Annotated in this window: 18 protein-coding genes and 1 CRISPR repeat array; of the genes, 3 read left to right on the forward strand and 15 right to left on the reverse strand. The window is 49.6% G+C overall.

Going from position 1 to position 21999, the window contains the following annotated elements:
- Positions 1-63: 63 nt before the first annotated feature.
- The 3 genes from C3B51_RS14970 to C3B51_RS14980 form a co-directional block, all read right to left on the reverse strand.
- Positions 64-1278 (reverse strand): hypothetical protein, encoded by a 1215-nt coding sequence (locus C3B51_RS14970; protein ID WP_125717332.1) that lies wholly within the window; start codon positions 1276-1278, stop codon positions 64-66.
- A gap of 59 nt (positions 1279-1337) precedes the next feature.
- Complete coding sequence (locus tag C3B51_RS14975; protein ID WP_130245565.1) at positions 1338-2978, reverse strand: trypsin-like serine protease; 1641 nt, start codon at positions 2976-2978, stop codon at positions 1338-1340.
- Between the two features lie 470 nt (positions 2979-3448).
- Positions 3449-4198, reverse strand: coding sequence for a substrate-binding periplasmic protein (locus tag C3B51_RS14980; protein WP_130245566.1), 750 nt, complete (start codon positions 4196-4198; stop codon positions 3449-3451).
- A gap of 479 nt (positions 4199-4677) precedes the next feature.
- On the opposite strand from C3B51_RS14980, the gene C3B51_RS14985 reads away from it, so the two are divergent.
- The gene (locus C3B51_RS14985; RefSeq protein WP_130245567.1) at positions 4678-5085 is read left to right on the forward strand and encodes a hypothetical protein; all 408 of its coding nucleotides are present in this window, start codon (positions 4678-4680) and stop codon (positions 5083-5085) included.
- 222 nt (positions 5086-5307) lie between these two features.
- On the opposite strand, the gene C3B51_RS14990 is transcribed toward C3B51_RS14985, so the two are convergent.
- The 4 genes from C3B51_RS14990 to C3B51_RS15005 form a co-directional block, all read right to left on the reverse strand.
- Positions 5308-6330, reverse strand: a complete 1023-nt coding sequence (locus C3B51_RS14990; protein ID WP_125717337.1) for a beta-1,6-galactofuranosyltransferase — start codon at positions 6328-6330, stop codon at positions 5308-5310.
- Positions 6331-6334: 4 nt separating this feature from the next.
- Positions 6335-7453 (reverse strand): UDP-galactopyranose mutase, encoded by a 1119-nt coding sequence (gene glf, locus C3B51_RS14995; RefSeq protein ID WP_125717338.1) that lies wholly within the window; start codon positions 7451-7453, stop codon positions 6335-6337.
- A gap of 277 nt (positions 7454-7730) precedes the next feature.
- Positions 7731-8141: a DUF2809 domain-containing protein gene (locus C3B51_RS15000; protein ID WP_206076641.1), complete on the reverse strand. Its 411-nt coding sequence runs from the start codon at positions 8139-8141 to the stop codon at positions 7731-7733.
- A 35-nt stretch (positions 8142-8176) separates the two neighbouring features.
- On the reverse strand, positions 8177-8818 hold the full coding sequence (locus tag C3B51_RS15005) for a glutathione S-transferase family protein (protein ID WP_130245568.1): 642 nt from the start codon (positions 8816-8818) through the stop codon (positions 8177-8179).
- 310 nt (positions 8819-9128) lie between these two features.
- On the opposite strand from C3B51_RS15005, the gene C3B51_RS15010 reads away from it, so the two are divergent.
- Positions 9129-10313: a cellulase family glycosylhydrolase gene (locus C3B51_RS15010; RefSeq protein WP_130245569.1), complete on the forward strand. Its 1185-nt coding sequence runs from the start codon at positions 9129-9131 to the stop codon at positions 10311-10313.
- 49 nt (positions 10314-10362) lie between these two features.
- On the opposite strand, the gene C3B51_RS15015 is transcribed toward C3B51_RS15010, so the two are convergent.
- Together C3B51_RS15015 and C3B51_RS15020 are read right to left on the reverse strand one after the other, a co-directional pair.
- Complete coding sequence (locus tag C3B51_RS15015; protein WP_130245570.1) at positions 10363-10734, reverse strand: DUF4440 domain-containing protein; 372 nt, start codon at positions 10732-10734, stop codon at positions 10363-10365.
- Between the two features lie 93 nt (positions 10735-10827).
- Positions 10828-11997: a PQQ-binding-like beta-propeller repeat protein gene (locus C3B51_RS15020; RefSeq protein WP_130245571.1), complete on the reverse strand. Its 1170-nt coding sequence runs from the start codon at positions 11995-11997 to the stop codon at positions 10828-10830.
- Positions 11998-12372: 375 nt separating this feature from the next.
- Here C3B51_RS15020 and C3B51_RS15025 point away from each other — a divergent pair, with 375 nt between their 5' ends.
- The gene (locus tag C3B51_RS15025) at positions 12373-12558 is read left to right on the forward strand and encodes a hypothetical protein (RefSeq protein ID WP_125717344.1); all 186 of its coding nucleotides are present in this window, start codon (positions 12373-12375) and stop codon (positions 12556-12558) included.
- A 61-nt stretch (positions 12559-12619) separates the two neighbouring features.
- Here C3B51_RS15025 and C3B51_RS15030 read toward each other — a convergent pair whose 3' ends face one another.
- The 6 genes from C3B51_RS15030 to C3B51_RS15055 all read right to left on the reverse strand — a co-directional run bounded on the left by C3B51_RS15030 (position 12620) and on the right by C3B51_RS15055 (position 20798).
- Positions 12620-13849: an MDR family MFS transporter gene (locus C3B51_RS15030; protein ID WP_130245572.1), complete on the reverse strand. Its 1230-nt coding sequence runs from the start codon at positions 13847-13849 to the stop codon at positions 12620-12622.
- 336 nt (positions 13850-14185) lie between these two features.
- Positions 14186-15523, reverse strand: coding sequence for a S41 family peptidase (locus C3B51_RS15035; protein WP_130245573.1), 1338 nt, complete (start codon positions 15521-15523; stop codon positions 14186-14188).
- Positions 15524-15679: 156 nt separating this feature from the next.
- Positions 15680-17053, reverse strand: coding sequence for a winged helix-turn-helix domain-containing protein (locus C3B51_RS15040; RefSeq protein ID WP_130245574.1), 1374 nt, complete (start codon positions 17051-17053; stop codon positions 15680-15682).
- Between the two features lie 84 nt (positions 17054-17137).
- On the reverse strand, positions 17138-17551 hold the full coding sequence (locus C3B51_RS15045) for a VOC family protein (RefSeq protein ID WP_130245575.1): 414 nt from the start codon (positions 17549-17551) through the stop codon (positions 17138-17140).
- A gap of 350 nt (positions 17552-17901) precedes the next feature.
- Positions 17902-18576, reverse strand: coding sequence for a hypothetical protein (locus C3B51_RS15050; RefSeq protein WP_130245576.1), 675 nt, complete (start codon positions 18574-18576; stop codon positions 17902-17904).
- A 161-nt stretch (positions 18577-18737) separates the two neighbouring features.
- Positions 18738-20798 carry a M13 family metallopeptidase gene (locus C3B51_RS15055; RefSeq protein WP_130245577.1) on the reverse strand — a complete coding sequence of 687 codons (2061 nt, stop codon included), beginning with the start codon at positions 20796-20798 and terminating at the stop codon, positions 18738-18740.
- A 379-nt stretch (positions 20799-21177) separates the two neighbouring features.
- Positions 21178-21999: a CRISPR direct-repeat array (repeat unit 29 nt; unit sequence CGGTTTAGCCCCGTGCGTACGGGGAACAC).

A 21999-nucleotide genomic window follows, 5' to 3' on the forward strand; every position in this document is an offset into this window, starting at 1 on the left:
CCCAACTCGCTTTTACCTACCTCCTGAAACTATAGAATGCACGCTGCAAATGTTCAAAGCGGCTCACTGATGCTCGAAATAAATGCGGTAGGTGCTCGACCAGATAGGATAATCTACTTCCATCAGATAGCAGCGGTAGTTAGCCGGGTCCAGCTCGGCGTAACGAAACAAGTAATCGAGCTTTTGCTGCTGTAGTTCGTCCCATTGCAATGCTCGGGCACCAGCTTTTAAGTCAATCAAGCGTAATTCAGGAAACTCCGGCAAACGCTCGGTCCACATGTCCTCTACGCTGAGCTTGCCTTCTTCGACTTTCTGATTGCCATGGTAACAGCCAACATTAACACAACTGTGGCGGTCCAGCTGTTGCTCTATCAATACCAGCAGGCGCAATTTCTTGGCCGGATTTTTGATTGAAATACTGGTGGAGCTGCACTTGCTGGCGTGACTGAGCGGGTCTACCAGCTCATCCGGGTTATTAAAAATAAAGGTCGCGTCAAAGTGCTCCTTGCCCGCTATGGGATCAAACACCAGCCCGCTGTTACCAGGGGAATAACTGGCAAACGCCTGATACAATCCGGGGGTTGATAGCTCCTCGGCAATACCAATGCTAAAGCGCTGTGCCTCAACCCGACTGTTGGCGTTAATGTGCAAAGGTGCGATGAAATCATCATTATGAGGATGAGTGTAAAACTGCACGAAAGGCGCGGCACCGGTTTCACGCTTGATCTGCGACTTGCTGATCATCGCCACTTCCTGCAAAAACCCCTCCCGGCCTCTTCCACGGGTTAACACATAAGCACAGAAGATCTCATCCATGCTTGTGCCAAGCAAAGACTTTGCCGCGTAATACAACTGTGCCCGTTTGTCCTGGCCGGATAGGTTTTGGTCTTGGTTAGTCACCTTATCCTCTTCACGAGACGTCAGCAGCCGTTTTAGCTGCGCATGGCTTCTGGCGTACTGAGGCATGGTGGTTTCGAAACGCTCACTGACCTGACACCACTGCGCGACCAGGTCGTGCGGCACATGCCCTGTCAGTTGCTCACCCAGTGCATTGAGTGCCTGTTGCCCGGGTAAATGATAAAGCACCTGCTCGCCAGATTTGGCTTTGTATGCATTAAATAAACGCTGACTGGTTGAGCGATGGCAGCCAATATGGCGGGCAAACCCGCCTATGGTTTGCGCCTGGGCAGGCATTGCCCGCATAATCGCCGTGAGCACTTTTTTGACCCGCTCACCCAGTCTGCGTAGTTCACTGTGTGCCTGATGACTCAGTCCCATGATCTTCTGTATTACCGTTCAATTTCTGATAGATTACCCGGGACTGAGCAAAAAAGCGACTAGTTACAGGCGCCTACAGTTTTCCACGGACCCCAAGGACCAGATTGAGCCGGGTCTTCACCCTGCACCCACCACTGTGCTTCGTACACAACGCCGCTTTTGGCTACACGGTCGCCGGTATTGTAAACGGCACTCGCATCCCAGCCAGGAATACCCTGACAGTTGTCGTCACCGCCCACAGTCACCGTTTTAGACACTGTGCTGCTTTGCCCCTGGTCGTCTGTTACCGTCAGGCGAATAGTGTAGCTGCCTGCGGCGCGATAAGTATGCGTCACAGAGGACCCAGAAGCACTCTGACCATCACCAAACTGCCACTGGCTGGATACAATCTGACCATTGTCTGTGCTGGTGTTGTTCAGGGTGACGGTCAGGCCTGACTGAGCCACAGTGAAATTCGCAACGGGGGCAGGGTCACCTGAACCGTCACAGTTATCCAGCTTTTTCCAGACATTGGGATAGACATCCGGCTGTGCACCTGAAGACCACCAGATGGCTTCGTAAATACTGCCCTGATAAGACACTTTATCGCCTAATGCGTATGACGTTGTGCTGTTCCAGGCTTCTACATCACACACTGGCGGCTCACCAATTGAGACCACTTTAGATACGCTTGCTGTTTGTTGTGCGGTATCGGTTACCGTGAGCGTCACATTGTAGCTGCCGTCTGCTGCATAAGTATGGCGTGGGTTTGCAGCGCTGGAGCGATTACCATCTCCAAAGTTCCAGTCGTACGCAGTAATGCCATTGTCATCCGTTGCGCGGTTAGCAAAACTTACGGTCAAACCCGATACCGATGAGCTGAAATCGGCAACTGGTTTTTCATCCGTTGGGTTATCCGGGTTGCCCGGTTTCAGGCCGGTTTTACGCTCTATCCAGTCCAGATAGCTAGTCGTGCGGGTAAATGCCGTCGCACCTGAACAGGCGATCCCCCAGCTCACAGTACCGATACTGTAGAAATCATTTCCAACACGCACCGCATAAGGTCCGCCGCTGTCGCCGTTACAGGCCGAGCGACCACCTTCACCACCGCCACAGATCACAGAGCCCGGAATATTAAAATTCAGCTGACTACTACAACTGGCATTAGAGATCACCGGTAATTGAGCTTCGCGCAGCACATCACTCGGGCGGCCACGATTAGAAGTCAGGCCCCAACCAGACACGGTTGGATAGTCGCCAATACTCGCGTATTGATCCGCAATAGACTGAGTCGGGAGTTTTGCCGGGGTATACTTGCTCGCAGCTGGCGTTGCCAGACGCAACACGGCGATATCATAGCCCGAGCGGATCCCGTTCGCACCACGCCAGTTTTCGTGCATGATAATCTGAGATACGCGCAACGTATCACCGTCACCACGGCTAATAGAGTGAGCGCCGACACGCACCGTCAGGCTGGCCGTTGAGGCATTATCAAGACAGTGAGCAGCAGTCAGTACCCAGTTTTCACTCAATAAAGTACCGCCACAACCCTGACGCCCATTCATTAGCAAAGCGACCTGATATGGTCTTGAATAAGCTGGGGTTTCAATCCCACCCACAACACTTGGAGTGATATCGGTTGAGCCCGGTTGCACTGTATTCGCAGAGACGGCAGTTGCTGACAATGACAGGACAGCCGCAGCCAAAAGTGTAATTTTCATGTTGTATCCTTGTATGGTTATTGCTCAAAAAGCAATCTAGAAATAATCTGAGATACACACAAAGATCAATGGGAGTGATGAAAAAAACAACTAGCACGACCAGTGAGAAATTTAGTCTGAACGCCATCATTAGTTGGTATTTTAAACACTTAACCGTAACAATTTTTTTACAGCAATTGGTGAAGTTTATTTCACAAAAATTTCTGAAAAAGAGCCAACGCAAGATTGGAACGGTTGAAATAACAAAGACTTAAATCAACCAAATCGAGATAAAAGACATAATACTGACATAAACAAATCACCAAACCAGCACCATAAGCTTGCTAATAGTGCGCCTGTTTTTAAGGTGAGGAGTCGGTTTAGCTTACGCTTGGCTAACCACATCGTAAAGTGAGCAGCGATCTCAGATACCCCTACTGACTTTTTATCGCCCAACTTGGCAGATCTTTGGATTAGCAAGCAGGTGAAGCTCAAAAGGGCAGCATTTCAATGCCATATTTAAGGTAAATCCGGGTGATTTCACCCTGCTCCAGCATATGCTTGAGCGCCAGGTCAATTTCCTGCTTAAGCTGAGTGTTGCTGGGCTGAATGCGCATAGACACCGGCAACTTACTGATCTCGTATACTTCCTTAAAGCCACGGTAGGCAGGGTTGGTCGCAATATAGTACGCCGCTGTGACATCACCAATCATGATGTAATCCAGGCGAGTGTGTGCCAACTGTACCAGTAGCTCCCGCTCCGAAATATTATCGTATACGGCAATTTTTCCGGTGCCAAAATGGCGCTCAAACGGCCCGTAGCGGTAGCCACGTACACGCCCCATCACTTTGCCATAAAAGGCTTCGGGTTGCTGATAAGCCCGCGCGTCTTTGCGCCCCAGCACAACCTCGCGAGAAAAGGCATAATCAATGCTATAAATACCTGGCACTCTGGAGCTTTGCCGCCAGCTGGGATTAACACCCGGTTCAATATCAATCTCACCCGATTCAAACGATTTGTGGCCACGAGCAACCGACAGGGGCACAAACTCAAATTCATGCCCCGTCAACTCACTAAGACGGATAAAAATGTCTTTAAATATACCAGCCTGCTCAGAGCCCTCCAGATAATTATAAGGCGGGTTTGCCCCGTGATACACCAGCACGGAATAGCGCGCGGCCTCGGCGCCTGCGGTCAGAAAAACGCACAACAACAGAATATATCGTCTCAGACTACGCATTGCCGCTAATCCGGTTTAATGCCTGTTTAATTTGCCAGGTATCTTGACTCATGGTTTGCACTTTGCAGCGGGACAGATCTTAAGCTTAGTTAAGCAACACGCTTAGGCAAAGAATTATAAATAAATTGTTACCCGAACATCGGATATTCAAGTTATCTGAATAAGAAAAAAGAACTATAAAATGAAAATATTCATACCCAAGCCCAACACCAAAAGTAAGTGCACACTTACAGCTTATAAAAGTCAATAAACCATGTTAAATTGAATGAAATTTGCACCAAATTAAATTTAAATAAATAAAACTTTCTTTATTTCGTCTATTTATCGAAACATAAGTTTCATGATAATGTACCACCATGAGTTCAAGGGCACGGCATCAAACACTGTGCCATTGTCGTCTGCTGTGGCTGAAGGCGAAGGGTTTCCCTTGATTTTTTGCGCCCGGTCACAGCGTTTTATAGCAAAAAGGAAGTTTAATTATGAAAAATGCGTTACTTGTTTCTTTACTCTCACTCGCCAGCACGTCAGCACTTGCTAATGTCACGCCAGCGACGGCCTCTGCCGAACAAATACCTGAGCGCCCTGGGTACAGCAGCGTTAATGAAGTCATTGAATATGGCCGTCAATATCAGGAGATCAAAGGTCAGTTGCTGGAAGCTGGATATCAACTCCAGGCATGCAACCAACATGTGATCAACTACTTTGTACAACCCGCGTCGCCTGTGTATCTGTACGCACAAGCCGAGTGCACGTATTCACGTTCAGTGGGGGGCGATTATTCACTGGAAACCGACTATGCCATGGTCAAAATCGACGTTGATTATCACCAGTTCAATCAGTTATTTCACGAAGGAGCGGTCAACGTTAACTATGTGACCGTGTATTAATCTAATCAAATCAACAGCGTTACGCTTTCAGTCGGCACTCTCGCAAGGACAGCGAGAGTGCGATACTGACCTTTGGCCGCCGACGTGCGGCCTTTTTTGTGGTTGCAAACCAACGAGCCAATGGAAGTGCATAAAGGAAATGTGATGAATACAGAGAAATCGGCAAGCTAGGCGCTTAAGCCCACTTATAATACTGCGCAGGCCGGCCCACGCAGTAAACTTTTATACCAGTCGCTCCAGAGCACGGCTCAGGTACTGGCCCGACTGCACATCGGTTTTTACTCTCTGAACATTCTGCTTCATCTGGTCGATTTGCTCAGGCGTGAGCTCTGCCAGACGGGTTTTAATATCACGCAATGAGCTGACCTTAAAACCAATTCCCTGCTCTTCAACAAAGTCGGCCATTGCCGCTTTGTCCCAGATGATGATCGGCATGTCACACAACAAATACAAAGACAGTTTATGTGGGTTGTTGTACTTAAGATACTGACCGGTCACACCATCACAGGTATCCAGAGTGTTGCCATACCAGACCAGACCAAAGTCACCGTCAATATGGTCGATCACCTGATCGGATGGGAAACAACCTTTGTAGTCCAGCATGGTATTGTTGATGTTTTTAACTTTCTTCTCATCATAACCAACACCATACAAGTCAAACTTAAAGTTGCCGCGCTCCAGTGCATCCAGCTCATACACGAATGGACCCATGTTACCGGCAAACACAATACGAATTTGATCGTAATCGGTCGGTGTGCGCTTGGCATTGGGGTTATCTGTGTGCAGGTAATCGAACACTTCAATATTAGTGATTTCAGCCTGAATATTCTGCTCTTCAAACCAGGCACGCATCTTATCATTGTGCACAATCAGCTGATCCGATTTATTGAGCATGTTGATCTCTTTTTCCGAATGGCCGTATTTGCCTTTCAGACTGCGCACATCGTGCACCAGAGTCAGTACTTTGCTGTTTTTAAGCTTTGCGCCCCACAGGCAGTAGCCATAAAACTTATTAAACGGATACTGTAAACACACAGTGCTGCCCGATTTTAACCTCAGCAGCGCCCAGCTCACACCCAGTGCACTGATCAGCGTACCCAAAATCGAGTTTGCTATCCAGGTTTGCTTAAAGCCAATGTTTTTCCAACCGTTGTTTTGCAAAATGGTCTCGCAGTCCATCTTTGCCTTACCGGCTGCATCAAACTTAGAGCGGTAGTTTCTTGCGATATAAACTTTACGACTCATGATGTTATGCCAATTCCTTGCTGGTTAATGCCAGTGCCGCTTCAATGGTGTCGTCCATATCATAGTATTTATAGTCGGCAAGACGACCGCCAAAAATGAACTTATCGGCATACGGGGCTGTTTTTGCCAGCTCCTGATAACGCGCTAATAACGCATTATTGGTTTCGTCGTTAATGGGGTAATACGGCTCGTTGTCTTTACTGAACTCATGAGGATATTCTTTGGTTACCACGGTTTTTTCCTGGGTACCAAATTCAAAATGCTTGTGCTCCAGAATACGCGTATAAGGCACATCGCGCTCGGTGTAATTCACCACCGCATTGCCCTGGTAATTTTCTTCATCCAACACTTCGGTTTCAAAATGCAGGCTACGATATTCAAGCTTGCCAAACTGACAGTCAAAGAACTCATCAATTTTACCGGTATAAAGTACCTTGTCGGCGAGCTTGTTGAGGTTTTCAGCATCTTCAAAGTAGTTCACGCCAGTTCTGACTTCAACGCCTTCAAACAAGGCATCTGTCAGGGCATTGTAACCACCAATTGGGATCCCCTGATAGCGGTCGTTAAAGTAGTTGTTATCAAAGGTGAACCTGAACGGCAGTCGCTTGATGATAAATGCCGGGATCTCAGTGGCCGGACGGCCCCATTGCTTTTCGGTATAACCTTTAATGAGCTTTTCGTACAGGTCGCGACCACCCAGGTACAATGCCTGCTCTTCGAGGTTTTGCGGTGTCAGGTCAGCATACGGCGCGCGGGCTTCAGCAATTTTCTCTTTTGCCTCTTTTGGCGTAGTCACGCCCCACAGCTGATAAAAGGTATTCATGTTAAAAGGCAGGTTATAAAGCTTGTCTTCGTGTCTGGCAACCGGCGAGTTGACATAGTGATTGAATGACACGTAACGATTTACGTAATCCCACACCTGCTGATTGCTGGTATGAAAAATATGCGCTCCGTACTTATGTACGTTGATCCCTTCTACCTGTTCACAGTAGATATTACCACCGGTGTGGTCGCGCTTATCTATCACCAGGACTTTCTTGCCCTGATCGGTTGCTTCTCTGGCGAATACAGCACCAAACAGGCCTGCACCCACAATCAGATAATCGTATTGAGCTTCATTCATTAAATTTTGCCTTTTTGAATCGTTCATGGCTCTATCGTAAGCGCAAAACTATATCAGAAAAAGTGAAGAAATGATTATTCATCACTGAGGAAAAGACAAAATAGTCCCTAAATTAGGAGAAATTATTGCATCTCCAAAACAACTTCAAATTAGCAAGATAAAACACGTAAAATTTTGTTATTGAATTGACGAATAAATAGACGACACCAGACCAAAAGCGGGTCGCCTCAATACAGAGCAAGCCTGTGTATAAGGGTTGTAAGAATGCAGGATTAGCCTAATTTGCCGGTTGTGGGCGCTGTTTTTGGCAACCTGCAATCAGCTTATCTGCACCCGCAGCCATCAGGATGCCCAAGGTATAACACACCAGATCACTGCCTTTAAAGCCAAAGTCCAGTATCAGTGCACCCAATCGGGTATGTCGGATATCATTGAGCCACTGAGCCTGATACAACTGCGAAAATTCAATCGCAAAAGCAAACCCAAAGGCCAGCAACGCAATACCTGCGGTGCGCATTCCACGTCGCACACAGCAAAATAACCAGAAGACCATCATCGCCCACAAGGTGTCACCGGCATAAAGCGTCAGTATCTCTGGCAGTTCAAGCAACGAAGATCGGCTGAGCAAGCCCAAACATATAGTGATCAGGACTAAACTTGCATACAAAATAAGATTACGTTTGATCACACTTACCGCTGCCAACAATACATATTCGGCTATTTTTAGTACGCTTCGCGCGCTTTTAATTCGCTAAAATCACTCATGATCCACCGCTGATAACCGGGGCGTTGCTTCAATTTTTCGTACCAATGGCCGACCCGCTGGGGTAACTCAACGGTTAGCCCTTGTGAGGTGAGTCTGTAAAGCACAGCGCCCACTGTGATATCGGCCAGACTCAGCGTACTGCCAGCCAGATACTCGGTTTCTTTTAGCTGCGCCTCAAGGCTATTAATACAATCAGTACAGGTATCGAGCGCCTGTTGCACGGCATCCATATCGCGTTTTTCCGCAGGCATCCTGTAGTATCCCCAAAAAGAGGCCATAAAAGCAGGCTGAAACACACATTGCGACCAGTCCATCCAGCGCTCATAGAGTGAGCGTTGATAAGGACACGCAGGATACCACTGCTCATCGCCGTAACTGGCCGCGAGATAGCGCAAAATGGCATGGGATTCCCACACAGCCTTGTCTTGATCAACAAGTACCGGCACCTTTTTCATTGGGTTAAACTGAGTAAAAGCAGGATCATCCAGACCGCCAAAGCGTCCGCCCAGCTCAATATGTGTGTAATTTACTTCTAGTTCTTCGAGTAACCAGAGTACTTTCTGGACATTAAATGACGTAGTGCGACCATACAGTTTCATGACAGTTCCTTGTTTTTGTTATTAATCAGAGAGTAGAAACCTCAATTGTTCCCACCACGGTTCCATATACAAATATCAGAAAACCGCTTGGCTGACAAAAACTGCAGCACGTGTCATCACAACACTATCCGTGCGAAAGCAGCCGATGACACAATTCCATCCAATTACAATACTTAACGATCAGAATTAGACTAAAGTCTAAGCTTGGTGTGCGGTTTTTCCATTATGTTGGATCGGGTCCGGTGACGTTTTGAGCGAACAATTGAGCTTGGCGCGTCACAGGACCCAACACATGTAAAGGAGACCGAATATGAATAACAAGCACGTAATTGCCATTGCACTGACCGCCGGATTAGGATTCAGCCAGGCCTATGCGGCAAGCTGTCAGGGCGTCAACACCTACCCGGACTGGACACAAACAGACTGGCAGGGCAACCCCAGCCATGCCAATACCAATGACAAAATGCAGCATCAGGGCAAGCTTTATCGCGCCAACTGGTGGACCCGCTCGGAGCCCGGCAGCAGCTCAGCCTGGCAATACCTTGGCCGCTGCGACACTGGCAACCAGACGACTCCGGTTGAACGCTACGGCAAACTCAGCGTCTGCGGCACCGGACTGTGCAGTGAACAGCAAGAAAAAATCCAGCTGCGCGGCATGAGCAGCCATGGCCTGCAATGGTATGGACTAAACAAATGTTTAACCGATGCCTCGCTGGATGTACTGGCCCAGGATTGGCAGGCCGATATTGTTCGTCTTAGCATGTATGTGCAAGAAGGTGGCTTTGAGACCGATCCGGCGGGCTTTACTCAACAGATGAATACCCTGATCGACATGGCCAGCCAACGTGGTTTATATGTGCTGGTAGACTGGCATCAGCTCAACCCGGGCGATCCGAACTATAACCTGGACCTGGCCAAGCAGTTCTTTACCGACATAGTCACTGCCAACAAGAACCGTAACAACGTGATTTATGACATTGCCAATGAACCGAATAACGTCAGCTGGACCGAGGTACGCCGCTACAGCGAGCAAATTATCCCGGTGATCCGCGCCATTCAGCCCGACGCGTTAATTTTGATCGGCACCCATGGCTGGTCCACCTTCGGCGCATCAACCGGCGGCAGCGTTCAGGAAGTGCTAAACGATCCAGTCCCGTTCGACAACATCATGTACACCTTCCACTTTTATGCGGCATCACACACAGATTATCATCGCTCGGTACTCGATCTGGCCTCGGATGTACTGCCCGTGTTTGTCAGTGAGTGGGGCACGCAAAACTACGATGGCGACGGTCCGAACGACCGTATCAGTTCACAAAAATACATTGACCTGATGAAACGTAAAAAGATCAGCTGGACCAACTGGAACTATTCCGACGATTTTCGCAGCGGTGCAGTGTGGCAACGTGGCACCTGCAACACACAGAATTTTGTCGACAGTCAGCTTAAAGAAGCCGGAATCTGGGTCAAAGACTGGATCAGCGAAGGCAGGTAGTCGCATAACGCTGCCCGTGAGTTAACAGGCAGCGTTTTATGAGATCCAGCTAGATCAATGCAAAGGGCGCGCAGGCCGTGCCCTGATGATATTTCAGCTGCCATTGTTCATCAGTTAATACCCAGACTGAACAGCGCTCAGCAAAATTACACGCTTCACCCTCTTCGTCGACCAATGCGGACTGATAACGCAATAAACATACGCCCGGTGCCAAAGTGTTACAGCAGTAACTTTGTGAATGCACACGCTGTTGAGCACGGTCTTCCTCCCCCATCATGGCAACGATGGAATCCAGGTTGTAACGTGTGCCCGACATGCCGACCTCCGAAAATTCGACATGTAGCAGGCGTTCAATGGCAGCGCGATTTTGTCGCGTATGATGTTGATGCAGCTCGATTTCTTGTGCAATCAATAGGTCCATAATGTCCTCCTTGGGCGTAATTGTGGAGCGTGTTAGTGTGCGCTCATTGCATATTAGAGTACGCGACCAATAACCTGCGCGCCAGTTTAGAACTTACTCTTCAAAAACATGAATATAACCGTCCAGGTCTGGCACGATCACTTTGCCATACCCCACCGCCGGAGCACCATAGACGCCACCGTGTACAAAGCCATCAATGGCTTTGGGTTGATACTGCCACTGCTGCTGACCAGTCTGACCATCTACAGCAAAAAAGCCTCGTTGCGTTTCAAACCAGCCTGGTTCATCATGGCCCGTTGCGCCAATATACACAGTGCCATTTTTAACAACCGGCTGACCCCAGCTCCAGCCACCGGTTTCGAATTGCCAGATAAGCGCACCGCTTCGGGCATGAAATTTATTGAGCAAATTGGAATCTGAGCTGCCGATGTAAAAATGCTCCCCCTCTGCAGCCGCCGTTGCCGACGATTCCACCCAGGAGCCGCCCGGATAGGTCTTCTTCCAGAGTAACGCACCATTTTTCGGGTCAAGCCCATACAAGTGGGTGTCACGAGAGCCAATCACCAGCACATCGTCGACGATGAGTGGGCTGGACGTCAGCGCGCCTTGTGTCTCGTATTGCCACACTAAGGCGCCGGAGTGCTTGTTGAGTGCATAGACAGAGCCGTCCCAGCTGCTGATAAACACAAGCCCCTGATGGTGCGCGGGTGTGGCGCGAACTTTACCCTCTGTTTTAAAGCGCCATAACACCTCACCGGAGTTTCTGGCAAGGGCATAAAGATGACCGTCGCCACTGCCAATAAAAACCTGATTGCCCAAGACCAGGGCGCTGGATTTAGTGTAATCAAACTCCCATGGCGCGTGATTGGCGGGCAGAATGCGCTGTACATCGGCATCGTTTAAACTGGTGCGCCATAGCAACTTGCCCTGCCAGCGGTTTAGTGCATACAAGTAGCCATCATCGCTGCTAAAAAAGATCTGATGATGTTTTATCGTCGGTTTGGAGCGCACCAGGCCAGCGGTTTTGAAGGACCAGGTCAGCTTGGGCTGTTCAACATTCAGTGCGTACAGATGACCATCGTCACTGCCAAAATATGCGGTGTGGTCACGCAGTGTAATGCCTCCCCAGTTTTCTCCTTTAACCTGATAACTAAACCGATAATCGCCGCTGGCAGCCCATACCGTCTGGGCAACATCGTGGCTAAGCCCTACAACCAGCAAACTGGCCAGTCCAAGTTGTTGCAGTGTTTTTGTTGCGTTCATGGTGTTCTCCTTATGTGATTTGCCATCACCCTGGCGCACAACACCTAAAAAAGTCCTGAAATCACCCTGAAACCTTCTTAAAGATCCTTAATGGCTTCCCGCACAACCAACAAGCCGCACTCAAAATCTACACAAGAACTTGTTTTTATTGCTTTTAATTACCAAGCACGCGTTCAAAGTGCACTTTTGACGATAAAAGTATGAATTTATTTATACCGCTTCACATTCTTTGCGCATTTTCTTTCTAGCTTTAAAACAAACAAGGCGAACAGACGCTTTGGCTAGATTTTGGCACCGTTTCACGACACATCAGACCAGAAGACTAAGATCTGAAGGCAGTCACTAAACGGGCACCGCCACAGAAGGAATATTGAAATGAATGACTTAACAACCAAGCAACGGGCCCTGAGCGCGTTTAAATCTCGCATTATTTCGCAGCTGGGCTGGCATTACGTGGCAGGCGCGTTGTCTGATGCGATGATTACCAATATGTGCTCAGGATTTGTCAGATTACTGAGTAGCGCCGAGGCACCTGCCCCACTGCAACGCTGCGCCAAGTAACAACTCGGCGTATAGCACCACGAAAAAAGCGCGGCCTCATACAGATGGCCGCGCTGCTCATTCACACTTCAGACACCGCACGGGGCGCATCTTTTAACTGTAGCTGGGCAATCTTATAAAACGCCAGGGCTACAAAAGAGATGAGGGTTGTCAGTACAAACAAGATCACACCAGTTGATAAATCCAGCACCAGGCCACCTAAAATGGGCGCAAATGCGTAGCCCAGCGAACATAAACCCGCGGCACCAAAATAGCTGGCCTTCAGGTTGTCGGGTGCCAGCCGGTCAATATACACATTGATATTGCTGAACATAATCGCTTCGCTCAGGCTCAGTACAATCATGGCTACTATCCAGCCCCAGGTATTGTGAACATCATTTAAAGCCATCATCACTTGCGACACCGCCAGAATAGCGCCACCCAGATACAGCCTGTGCTCAATAGACCAGTTACGCATCAAATGCAGCAGCGGAAACTGGCAGACAATAATTACGGTAGAATTGGTAATGATCACCGCAGAAATCAACCACGCAAGCTCAGGGACGTCAGCGCGGGTAAGGTACTGCACCAGACTGGTATCGCACTGGGCATAAACAAAGTACACTAGTGTCGTTGCCACCAGCACCACCAGAAAAGTCCGGTCTTTATTGAGGATCTTCAGCCACTGTGAAAATTTTGGCGCCGACTGTGTAGCAGGTGTTGCACCATCACGCCTGGGTCTGAAGTAAAGCAGAGCCACCAGCAAGCCAAGGTAAGACACAGCGGTGTAAATAAAGCTAAACTGCTCACCATTGAGCCCGGCCCATAAGCCATAAAGTGGCCCCAGAGCCGCCCCCACATTGACCAGAAAGTACAGCAGGTGCAGCGCCAGCTCGCGGTCTTTGGGGTTGGCCAGCTCTTCAGTGAGCAAAGCTTTGCTGGGCGCTTCCCACAGAGTGCGTGGCATACAGGCCAAAAATACCGCGACCGCAAACAGCCATAACGCATTGGCCAGCGCCAGCATGGCAAAAGACACCACCCCCACCAGCACTGCAACATAAAGCATTCGGGTACGACCAAACCTGTCTGCCAGATTGCCGGTATAAAACCCCAAAAACACCGCCAGCGTAGCCGAGCCGGTTAACAACAGCCCGACCTCAGTGGCACTGAGCCCATAACTTTCGTACAACATCACAGCCAGAAAGGGCCACACCATATAGTAACTGGCGCGCACAAAGAAATTGCCGATCAACATCACCCAAACCAGCGGCGTAAAGCGCGAAAGCTGCACTGGTAAACTACTTATATCCATATTTATCCCTTTTATCGTTGTTATTGTGGTGGCCAGACTAATTCCTCAAGCTAAGTTTAGGTCAAGCATAACGCACGCTGTTTGTTCATATTATTGCGCAAGATTGTGCAAAAAAATATAAAGGCCAAGGCGCTTAAAATGAAAAATGCGGCCATTGTAGCCGCACAGGTTGGGAGTCATTCGGGACAGGCTGTTACCTTCATAGGGAATAGCCTTAAAGAGCGTGCCCTTAAAGAGCCAGCCCTTATAGAGAGTAGGTTACGCTCAGTGCTTTGGTCACAAATTCCGTTTTGCTCAGGCCTTGCTGACTGACAACCAGGTCGGGCTGCACCGGGGTCATTTGCTGCTTGCCAGACGGACGGTGCAGGATAAAGCGCGGGGCAATGGCCGTATGCCGGTATGCTTGAGGGTCAGAAACTGGATCCCACCGCTTTGCGAGCTGCGCCCGCCCGTTGGCGTGCCCACTAAAGTTGCAAAGCCATAGTCCTGAACGGTGTTGGCAAGCAGCACGGATGATGAGTAAGTCAGCGGTCCGGTTAATACACTCACCTTGCCTTTGAACAGTTTGGCAGAGTCTGTTTCGGGCTGGGTCATTTTCGTCAACTCTCCCGATAAGACGGAGCCCACCACCTCGCCCGGGTCACGGTATTTTTCCAAAATTCGTACCTGGTAAGTCGAGCCATGGCGATAAGGCGCAGTAGCAATATATTTCAAAATACCCTGTTTCCAGTACACATCGTCACCGCCGGTATTATCAGAAATATCGATCAGGAGGTGCTGAACCTTTGCTTTATTCAGTCGTTCGAAGGCTTCAGCCATAAACTGAAAATAGGCATCTGGCTCATCCCAGCCGAACTGTTTGATGGTGAGCAGTGCCTGCTGATTATCGAGCAGTTTAAGGTTGAAGTTATCATCAAACGTGCGTTGTTGAATGCTTTTGGGTGCCTTATTGAGCGCTGCAGCCTGCACTGTCTGGCCTGTGCCGAGCGTAAGTGCAAATGTGTCGGTAGCGCCATACATTAACCGGTAGGTCATAGCAAAGCGGCGGGTCAGTAAAGCGCTGCGAAAAGCATAGTTGTCGCCCTCTGTCCGCTTGAGCAAAGTCGCAACAACCTCAGAGGCCGGCACATCATTGATCTGTGTAATGTACTTACCGTCGTGTACAGACGGCGCACCGCCCAGCTCACTGACCACGCGCAGCCCTTGCTCATCCAGAGCCACTTCAAACGGAAATAACCTAGCACCCTGCGCAACCCATTGTCGCCACTGCGCATTGGAGCCATCATCTATGCTCAGGTGGCCATCTGCCATCAGGCTGTTAAGAGTGGCAAACTCGCGCCAGATTTGCTCACCCGTCATAGGTTTATTGAGTGTGTCACGCAAGGTGTCGATGCGCCCATAGAATGCATCAATATCGTCAATGCTGTGGGTAAGGTCCGGGTGCGTGGTGTGCACCCATTGCGTCCACTGTTCGATATCCGCCTGAACTTGCTCAGCACTGTATTGCTCTGAGAAGTGCCCCAACGTCTGGGAGGCCATAGCGGTCTGAGCCCCCGCCATAAAAAGCAAGACCCCGGTCAGTGCGCCGTTTAATGTTCGTCTGACCGACGCAGTAATACTTTTAGTTGCTCGCCTGGATACCTGAACTGACTTGCTCGCGGATTGGTTAAACATGTCTGACTCCTTTGCTTTATGGTTATCGTTTTGTACTCACTGACAATTGCACGTTACATGCCAGAAAATAAACCCATAAAAATCAAAAGAGTAAAAAAATTCATCTTGCCTGACGGACGGACAGCGGACAGTCCGCGGACAGTACAAGCCAAGACACTAATTGTCGGACAAGTGTAACTGCCGCATCAGGCTTTGATAAGGCGGGTACTCATGCAAAGGGGTAAAAACCGGGTCAACCGCGGCCCATAGCATGGCCTGTTGACGCGCCTCAAATGCCTGGTTCAGATAAGTAACAGCAAGCTCATGCTCACCGGCCATCACGGCATAACGCGCCAGTGACATGGGTGGGGTGTAATGACCAATCTCTGCGCGTAACGGATCTTCATGCAACAGCCAGCGATATACGCCGGGTAAGCCATCGCGATTAAATGCTGACTCAGCCTGCGCTATTAATTGCGGGCTGTAACCGGCATCCTGCATCACCCATTTCATCTCGGCAAAGGCCTTATCATATTCACCCAGTTGCTCGTAGACCGTGCGCAAACAGGTATGATAAAAGCGGTTGCTGTCGCTATAGGGCTGCAATTTAAGCAAAGCATTTAACGCGGCTTCATGGCGCTGACTCATGGTATATACCCAGGCCACACTCTCGCTGGAATAGCCATTGGGCTCTAAAAGGCGGTACTGCTCAATGTGCTCAAGCGCCCCCTGAAAATCGCCCCGTGCCAGCAAATACTGCCCATACCAGTGATGCCCTTGTGCACTGGGCAACGCCGCTTTGAAGTAATGTCCAGCAGCTAAGGGGTCGAAGTCGATGAGCATGATCAGCTGTGCCATCAGCAGATTTGCCTGCACATGCTCCGGGGTTTTGGCCAGAACCGATGTCAGCAGCGCATGGGCACGGTTACGATTACGTGCGTTACGCTGTCGATCGGCAAGTAGCTGGCGCAGATAGGCATCCGCCAGCCACACTTGTGGCTCTGTGAGATCTGAGCGGGTTAACGTCAGCGGTTGTAACAGAGCAATGCTCTGCGCAACGGCGGTGGGGTCGTTACTGAGCAGGTAGCGGGCTTTTTTAAAGCTTTCGGCCTGCTCGGGCGACATGGGTTCGGGCGCTGAGGAGGTACTAAACTGGCTACCCAGCAACACCACGCCAAGTAAACACAGTGCTGCCGAAAGTATCAGATAACGCGGCAGCAGTGGCTTATCCTCACCGATTTTCGGACCCACCCAGCGATATCCCACACCCGACACCGTTTTGATATACCTGGGTTGTTTAACGCTGTCGCCCAATAGCTTGCGCAGGCCATTAACGGTGACATAAATGGCGTCTTCACTGACCACACGGCCCGGCCATAAAGCATTGAAGATCTGCTCTTTTGTCACATCCTGGCTGGCATGCGTCATGAGCAAAGTCAGCAGTGCATACTGCTTGTCATCCAGCGAGATCACCCGCTGATTGCTATGTAACTGCTGATGCTGATGATTAAGCACCCAATCTGGTTTGGGAATGATGTTGACCGTCGCCATCCCGGCAGCCTCTGATAGAACCCTTTCTGACTGCCGATGATAAGGTAAATTTTTTGTAAAGTCTCGTACCGATTTATCGTTCGACTAATCGCTGTTGCGCTCAGCGGGTATATCACTCAGATATTCAACAAATTCCACCTCAAATCCGGCCGGGTCGATAAAGTAAACATTTTTACGGTGCGGATGCTGCGCCCCGTCTTTATCCACCGGATACCCGGCCTGGTTGAGCCGCGCTATAACCGCATCCACCGAGTGCACCACATAAGCAAAATGCGCCAGCCCCACCGAATGACCCGTGAGTTCACGGTTGCTGCCCTCACCATGATCGCTAAAGGCAATATAATGGTAGTCATCGCCAAAATGCAGCCAGTTTCTGGCCTTGCCGTGCCAGCTGCCGCTGCCCTCGCTACGCACATACCAGTGTGGAAAAGCAGCACGATAAAACTTGAGTGCCTGCTCGATGTCGTCAACAACTAAATTTACATGTTCCAGATACATAACTCGGCTCCTTATTTATTCTGCATTGTGGTGTTAAATGTACGCAGCAACTGCGCGGTAAAAGACGCTTTGGTGAGCATAAACGTTTGCATAATCTGACTCCTTTATTAATGTGCAGCCAAGATAAAACCCCAAGTTAAGTTGAGGTAAAGCGTTTTTTTAAAGTTTTTTGCAGATCGGATTGGCATAATGTGATCAGAGGTAAGATATTTTGGGTACGGCCTTGCTCAGCGAAACTAGACAGGCCAGATGGCAGAAAGTGACTTTGTGCGGGATGTTAATTAGTGAAAGCGATGGCTAGGGTGTGCAGGCAAGACTAGCCAATAGGGCCAGCCTCTGTGAGTATGCTATCAGAACGCGTACTGGACGTTAACGCCCCAGTCACGAAACTCATCCACATAGCGATATTGTGTATTGACAGACCAAGCCTGATTGAAGTGATAGCCCACAGCCAGTAAACTATATAGGTTATTTGGCGCATCACCTGACAAGCGCTCGTATCCCACTGCCGCCTTGAGTGCCAGATTTTCAAACAAGACCTTCTGATATTGAACACGCAGATCCATTACATCTGCATCTAAGCTACCATTTGATTTGCTTTTTTCCGACGTAATGCCAGTATTGCGGACAAGCCAATATTCACTACGATAGTCGGACTCTTTTTTGCCAAGCAGTAAACCCACATCAACTGCGGACGTGCTGTCCAGATCAAAGATAAAACCACCACCCACACGATACGCGGTCAGCTCAACATCAGAATTTGAATAATAGGTGCCAAAGTCTGCAACAGTTACTGATTGGTTGACGCTTCTTTCGAACTGCTCAGCATTCAATTCAAGGTAAAACTCGTTGACACGTTTACTGACCGTAAATTGCATACCGCCATAAGAAAAATCCGATTTGTCACTGTAACGTTTATACCCGGCTTCAACATAATCATAATTTACCGCCTGAACTTGCTCTGCCATCGCGCTCGTACCACACAGCAACAAAGTCAATCCGGCCAAAGAAGGTAACTGCTTCATATCAATCCTCAATATGTACCTAAAAATGAGCGCGGTATTCTATGTATTTTTCTGCAAATAGCCAGTTTTTTATTAATGGCCTATTCCCTGGCAGTACGCGCCTTAAGCGATATTAAACGCCTTAAAACAACAACCGCAGGCTATTTCCTGCGGTTGTTGCCCTACCAGATCTTAACGCGCTCGCTGGGCGGCCGGTAAAGCTTATCGCCCTCTTTCACAGCAAATGCCTCATAGAAAGGCGTAAAGTTAGACAGCGGGCCATTGGCACGGAACGCTTCCGGGGCATGCACATCTGTGACTAAGCGCTGACGTAACGCCGCTTCGTGCTTTTTAGTCCGCCAGTTTTGCGCAAAGCCAATAAAAAAACGTTGCTCAGGCGTATACCCATCCAGCACGGTTTTTTCTTTGCCCGCCAGAGACAACATATAAGCCTTGTATGCCAATGTGACACCGCCCAGATCTCCGATGTTTTCGCCCAGTGTTAAACGGCCATCAATAGCCATATCCTCAAAAGGACGATAACGATTAAACTGCGCCACCAGCGCATCACCACGGGCTTTGAACTCAGCCAGGTCGGGCTCTGCCCACCAGTTACGAATGTTTCCGTCACCATCAAACTGCGCCCCCTGATCATCAAACCCATGGCTCAACTCGTGACCAATGACCGCGCCGATTGCCCCATAATTCACCGCATCATCGGCCGACAAATCGAACGACGGAGGCTGTAGCCTGGCGGCAGGAAAGACAATCTCATTTTTCAGCGGATGGTAATAGGCATTGACCGTTTGCGGCGTCATTTCCCATTTATGCTCGTCAACCGGCTGGTTGATCTGTGCCATTTCGTATTTAAAATTATGTTGATGAGCCCGCATGACGTTGCCGAGCAGATCATCGCGACGGATCTCAAAGTCGTAACTGCGCCAGACATCCGGGTAACCTATTTTGTAGCGAACCTTGGCCAGCTTTTCCTGCGCAGCCGCCTTGGTTGCGTCACTCATCCAGGTCAGCTCATTAATGCTGTCACTGTAGGCCGCTATAAGGTTACGGACCATTTCTTCCATTTTTGCTTTCGCCTGAGGTGAAAAATGGGCGTCGACATACAGCTTGCCCACTTCTTCGCCCAACGTGTCGCTGATAAGCCCCACCGCGCGTTGCCAGCGAGGCTCCATCTTTTTAACACCGCGCAGCGTGCGCTTATAGAAATCGAAGTGCGCGGCAACAAATGGCTCACTCAGCTGTGGTGCAAAGTGATTAAGCGTGTGAAACCTGAGATAAGTCTGCCAGTCCTGCACCGACACCTGGTTAAACAACTCCCCCAGCCCGGCGAAGAAATCGGGTTGCATCAGGATCACCTTATCCATTGCAGGCAACGCCATTGCCTGCGCGGCTTTTTCCCAGTTCAATTTTCCGAGTGTTGTGCGTAACTGATCGGGCGTACGCGGATTATAAACCAGGCTGAGCTGACGCGACTGCGAGCGGCTTAACATCACAGCGGCCAGTTTGGTCTCCAGATCAAGTACCGCCAGAGCACGCACTTGCGGCTGAGACTCACCACCGAGGCGCAATAGCTCTGTGACAAATTGCAGATACTGACGGCGCGTCTGGGCCGTTTTTTTATCCTCATTAAGATAATATTCTATGGCAGGCATGCCGGTGCCATTTTGCATAAGGTACAGCACAGTTTGAGACGAGTTTTTGCCGTCCGGCACCGCAAACAGCCGCAGCGGCGTAGTAACCTTAAGCGTGGTCAGTTTACCTATTAACGTGCTTAGCTGATCATAGCTCTGCACGGCATCTATTTCAGCCAACAAGGGGTTAAGTGGTTTGAGCCCAAGTTGCTCCACGCGCTGTTGATCCATAAAACTGGCATAAAAGTCACCAATTTTTTGCTCGCTACTGCCGTGCGCCCCAGACTGTTGCTGCGCTTGCTGGATCAAAACTTTTACCGCTTCATCCGACTCGTAACGCAGCTTATCAAAACTGCCCCACGACGAGCGCTCTGCCGGAATGGCCGTTGTGCTTAACCATTTACCATTAACATGCTGATAAAAGTCATCCTGTGGCCTGACCGTCATATCAAAGTTTTGCAGCTCCACCCCCGACTTAAGGCTGTGCTGCACCTGAGCATGCGCACTCTTATCGCTTGAGCTGACGTGCTGAGTACAACCGCCCAACACCACCAACGCCGTCGACACAGCCAACATCAACCTGCTCTTTTTCATCCCTACCGTCCTTAATATTGTTATTATTCATATTTTTAAGGCCGCACTATGTCGCATCGCAAAAAGCATTGCAAGGCGGAGTTAACCCGCTCTAAGCGCAATTTTGTAAGAGATTATCTGTACCTATCATTGTATTAACACTTAGACCGGATCTTACGTTGGTTGTCGGTTTGGTCCAGAGCCATTTCAGCTGATACGTTTCAATCCACACGCTCGTGAAGGGCGAAGCAAGACCGAAACACCGTTTCGCAGCTTGCTTAGGTGAGGTCATGGACCCACATGAATATGGGGAAGTAAAATAATGCAGGAGCAATTATCGAGATGACCGAAGGACGCTGCTTCACGGATGAATTGTGGCGATTTTTCAACCTCCTAGTTTAGATTCAGCCCCGTGCGTACGGGGAACACCAAATGTTTGTTCGCACTTGCATCTTAACAGGCGGTTCAGCCCCGTGCGTACGGGGAACACAAAAGAGGTCACATGACCACGATATTACTGGACGGTTCAGCCCCGTGCGTACGGGGAACACAAACAACAGCGCCGACGCCTCTGGCCCCAGTTCGGTTCAGCCCCGTGCGTACGGGGAACACCGGACGCTGCTGCTTATCATTCAGCTCTTGGGCGGTTCAGCCCCGTGCGTACGGGGAACACTTGTGAGGAATGCCTGTTCAATCTGGCGTTGTCGGTTCAGCCCCGTGCGTACGGGGAACACGCCATCGGTGACAGACCCAATGTTGCCGCAAGCGGTTCAGCCCCGTGCGTACGGGGAACACCGAATTTGTATGTTTTTCATGATTTTTGCAGCCGGTTTAGCCCCGTGCGTACGGGGAACACATGGCCAGCATCGAGAACAACAGGTTACTGAGCGGTTTAGCCCCGTGCGTACGGGGAACACATTGGCTATTAAATCACGTATATCTCTGTCAACGGTTTAGCCCCGTGCGTACGGGGAACACTAGTTTTCTGGGTAATGCCATCTGTTCAACTCCGGTTTAGCCCCGTGCGTACGGGGAACACACTAACTATGGCATTATAGCTAAGTTTATTAGCGGTTTAGCCCCGTGCGTACGGGGAACACGTCATTGGCCACATGTTTATAGACCTCTGGCACGGTTTAGCCCCGTGCGTACGGGGAACACACAGATTATATAGTAGTCTGTGTCAGCTTCGACGGTTTAGCCCCGTGCGTACGGGGAACAC

The organism is Pseudoalteromonas rubra, from assembly GCF_004212645.1.
Lineage (GTDB): Bacteria > Pseudomonadota > Gammaproteobacteria > Enterobacterales > Alteromonadaceae > Pseudoalteromonas > Pseudoalteromonas rubra_G.

Bases quoted from the DNA above. Each gene is read 5' to 3' on its own strand.
- C3B51_RS15040 (WP_130245574.1), bottom strand. From the start codon at position 17,053: ATGGCGACGGTCAACATCATTCCCAAACCAGATTGGGTGCTTAATCAT.
- C3B51_RS14980 (WP_130245566.1), bottom strand. From the start codon at position 4,198: ATGCGTAGTCTGAGACGATATATTCTGTTGTTGTGCGTTTTTCTGACC.
- C3B51_RS15035 (WP_130245573.1), bottom strand. From the start codon at position 15,523: ATGTTTAACCAATCCGCGAGCAAGTCAGTTCAGGTATCCAGGCGAGCA.
- C3B51_RS15030 (WP_130245572.1), bottom strand. From the start codon at position 13,849: ATGGATATAAGTAGTTTACCAGTGCAGCTTTCGCGCTTTACGCCGCTG.
- C3B51_RS15050 (WP_130245576.1), bottom strand. From the start codon at position 18,576: ATGAAGCAGTTACCTTCTTTGGCCGGATTGACTTTGTTGCTGTGTGGT.
- C3B51_RS15010 (WP_130245569.1), top strand. From the start codon at position 9,129: ATGAATAACAAGCACGTAATTGCCATTGCACTGACCGCCGGATTAGGA.
- C3B51_RS15020 (WP_130245571.1), bottom strand. From the start codon at position 11,997: ATGAACGCAACAAAAACACTGCAACAACTTGGACTGGCCAGTTTGCTG.
- C3B51_RS14990 (WP_125717337.1), bottom strand. From the start codon at position 6,330: ATGAGTCGTAAAGTTTATATCGCAAGAAACTACCGCTCTAAGTTTGAT.
- C3B51_RS14975 (WP_130245565.1), bottom strand. From the start codon at position 2,978: ATGAAAATTACACTTTTGGCTGCGGCTGTCCTGTCATTGTCAGCAACT.
- C3B51_RS15005 (WP_130245568.1), bottom strand. From the start codon at position 8,818: ATGAAACTGTATGGTCGCACTACGTCATTTAATGTCCAGAAAGTACTC.
- C3B51_RS15025 (WP_125717344.1), top strand. From the start codon at position 12,373: ATGAATGACTTAACAACCAAGCAACGGGCCCTGAGCGCGTTTAAATCT.
- C3B51_RS14985 (WP_130245567.1), top strand. From the start codon at position 4,678: ATGAAAAATGCGTTACTTGTTTCTTTACTCTCACTCGCCAGCACGTCA.
- glf (WP_125717338.1), bottom strand. From the start codon at position 7,453: ATGAATGAAGCTCAATACGATTATCTGATTGTGGGTGCAGGCCTGTTT.
- C3B51_RS15055 (WP_130245577.1), bottom strand. From the start codon at position 20,798: ATGAAAAAGAGCAGGTTGATGTTGGCTGTGTCGACGGCGTTGGTGGTG.
- C3B51_RS14970 (WP_125717332.1), bottom strand. From the start codon at position 1,278: ATGGGACTGAGTCATCAGGCACACAGTGAACTACGCAGACTGGGTGAG.
- C3B51_RS15045 (WP_130245575.1), bottom strand. From the start codon at position 17,551: ATGTATCTGGAACATGTAAATTTAGTTGTTGACGACATCGAGCAGGCA.
- C3B51_RS15015 (WP_130245570.1), bottom strand. From the start codon at position 10,734: ATGGACCTATTGATTGCACAAGAAATCGAGCTGCATCAACATCATACG.